General features: G+C 71.2%; 3 protein-coding genes and 1 pseudogene. 1 reads left to right on the top strand and 3 read right to left on the bottom strand.

Annotation, left to right across the window (positions count from 1 at the left end; all coding sequences use genetic code 11):
* The first annotated feature begins 137 nt into the window (after positions 1-137).
* The gene (locus JHN63_RS50640; protein ID WP_307782196.1) at positions 138-782 is read left to right on the top strand and encodes a class I SAM-dependent methyltransferase; all 645 of its coding nucleotides are present in this window, start codon (positions 138-140) and stop codon (positions 780-782) included.
* Here the strand turns inward: JHN63_RS50640 and JHN63_RS50635 are convergent.
* The 3 genes and pseudogenes from JHN63_RS50635 to JHN63_RS50625 all read right to left on the bottom strand — a co-directional run.
* Positions 735-1,142: a hypothetical protein gene (locus JHN63_RS50635; RefSeq protein ID WP_234478931.1), complete on the bottom strand. Its 408-nt coding sequence runs from the start codon at positions 1,140-1,142 to the stop codon at positions 735-737. The two genes, JHN63_RS50640 and JHN63_RS50635, sit on opposite strands and share 48 nt — an antisense overlap.
* Entirely contained in the window at positions 1,139-1,675 is a 537-nt protein-coding gene (locus JHN63_RS50630) for a hypothetical protein (protein WP_200691872.1), read from the bottom strand. The genes JHN63_RS50635 and JHN63_RS50630 overlap by 4 nt, the downstream gene beginning before the upstream one ends.
* Positions 1,653-1,894 (bottom strand): annotated as a pseudogene (locus JHN63_RS50625) (hypothetical protein); the annotation flags it as partial. The pseudogene JHN63_RS50625 and the gene JHN63_RS50630, both read right to left, overlap by 23 nt.

Raw genomic sequence — 1,894 nt, 5'->3', positions numbered from 1 at the left:
GTGGGGGGGCGGGCCGGTCGGTGGGGGTCGGGCCGGTCGGTTGTCAGTGGCCGCCGCTAGGGTCCCCGGCCATGACATCGACGCCGGCACCCTCGACACCTCCGACACCTCCGACGCCCTCCGCCGAAGCCGGCTTCGTGACGACCACCCGGATCTTCTACGACGCGATCGCCGAGGACTACGCGGAGATGTTCGCGGGTGAGCCCGGCGGACGGCCGCGCGACTGGACGGTGCAGGCCGCGTTCGCCGAGCTGGTGAACCGTGGCGGGGGCGGGCAGGTGGCCGACCTCGGCTGCGGCCCCGGCCGGACCACCGCGCACCTCGTCTCCCTCGGCCTGGACGCCTTCGGCCTCGACCTGTCCGAGTCGATGCTCGCGATCGCCCGCCGCGAGAACCCGGGACTGCGCTTCCGGCAGGGCTCGATGCTGGACCTGGACATCCCCGACGGGGCGCTCGCGGGGGCCGTCTCCTGGTACTCGTCCATCCACACACCCGTGGACCGACTCCCGTCCCTCTTCACGGAGTTCCACCGCGTCCTGGCCCCGGGCGCCCACCTCCTCCTCGCCTTCCAGTCCGGCGACCATCCCCTCACCCTCGACCGCCCCTTCGGCCACCCGGTCCGCCTGGACTTCGAACGCCGACGACCGGAGCGGATGACCGAACTCCTGGAAACGGCGGGATTCACACTCCGCTCACGAACGTTCCGTGAACCGGACGAGCAACTCAACGAGACGTCACCACAGGCGTTTCTCCTGGCCCGGAAGGCTGCGGCCGCGCTCTAGGGCTCGGCGGGCACCGACCTCGCTGGGGTACTCGCGGACGGCGAAAGCGGCCGCCACCCAGCCGACACAGCCCGCCGCGAGCGCCGGAGCGACCGGTGCCGCGACCAGCCAGAGGACCCGCCCCGCGACGGCCAGTCCGGTGGAACGACGAGCCTCGTCCCGTTTGGCCCGGCGAGCTCTGCCGGGCGATGGCGGGCTCGCGCGGAAGCCGCCGTAGAGGGCGAGCGCGATGTAGCAGAAGAAGGCGAGCACGACGAACCAGAGGAGCGCGCCCGAGGCCCGGCGCAGCCAGTAGCGCGAGCCGCGCTCGTACCAGGTGGTACCGAGTCCGGGCAGTTTCGGGACGTCGGACGGGATCATGTTCCGGTCGGGTGCTCCTGGAGCCAGCGGCGGGCGCCGACCTCGCTCGGGTATTCGCGGACGGTGGTCCAGGCGGCTAGCCAGCCGACGGTGTACGCGGCCAGGGCCGGGAGGACAGGCACCAGGAGCAGCACCATCCAGCGGCCGGCGAAGGCTTTGGCGGGGGCCTGCCTGTTGTGGTCGCGCTTGGCCTGGATGGTCTGCGCGGGAGTAGGCGGATCCAGCAGGGCTTTACGGTGTTCCCTGCGCTGCGTCACCCAGCCCCAGCCGAGGGCCCCGCAGGAGGCGACCCCCGTGGCCCAGTTCCACACGAGGCGCACCGTGGGCGACCACTCGCTGGTGAACCCCTGGTACAGGGCAAGCGCGAAAAAGCTGACCGCGCCCATCAGGACCAGCAGGAAAGCAGTCGTACGGACACGGCACAGCCAGTAGAGCGCGCCGCGCTTGTACCAGGTTCTGCCGAGTTTCGGGAGTGCCGGAATGTGGATGGGCGTGCCATCGGCGGGCGCCTCAGAAGATGCTCGTGACGCCATGCCAGATGTCCTTCCCCAGTCGTACGACGTCGTCCCCGGTCTCGGTGGCCACATGGCCCGCGCCGGTCAACACACCGCCTACCACCCCGTGGTCGTGAATGTCCTCGCTCCAGTGCTCGTGGAAGGTGTGGTCGAGAACGTCCGTCGCGAGGATCGTCGCACCGACCCCGACGAGCGCCACCCCCACCGCCCCTTCGACAGGCGCCGCCAGCACCGCGA

This window comes from Streptomyces sp. MBT65 (assembly GCF_016612545.1).
GTDB lineage: Bacteria > Actinomycetota > Actinomycetes > Streptomycetales > Streptomycetaceae > Streptomyces.
This window is presented reverse-complemented; position numbering and strand designations above follow the sequence as displayed.

Bases quoted from the DNA above. Each gene is read 5' to 3' on its own strand.
- JHN63_RS50635 (WP_234478931.1), bottom strand. From the start codon at position 1,142: ATGATCCCGTCCGACGTCCCGAAACTGCCCGGACTCGGTACCACCTGG.
- JHN63_RS50630 (WP_200691872.1), bottom strand. From the start codon at position 1,675: ATGGCGTCACGAGCATCTTCTGAGGCGCCCGCCGATGGCACGCCCATC.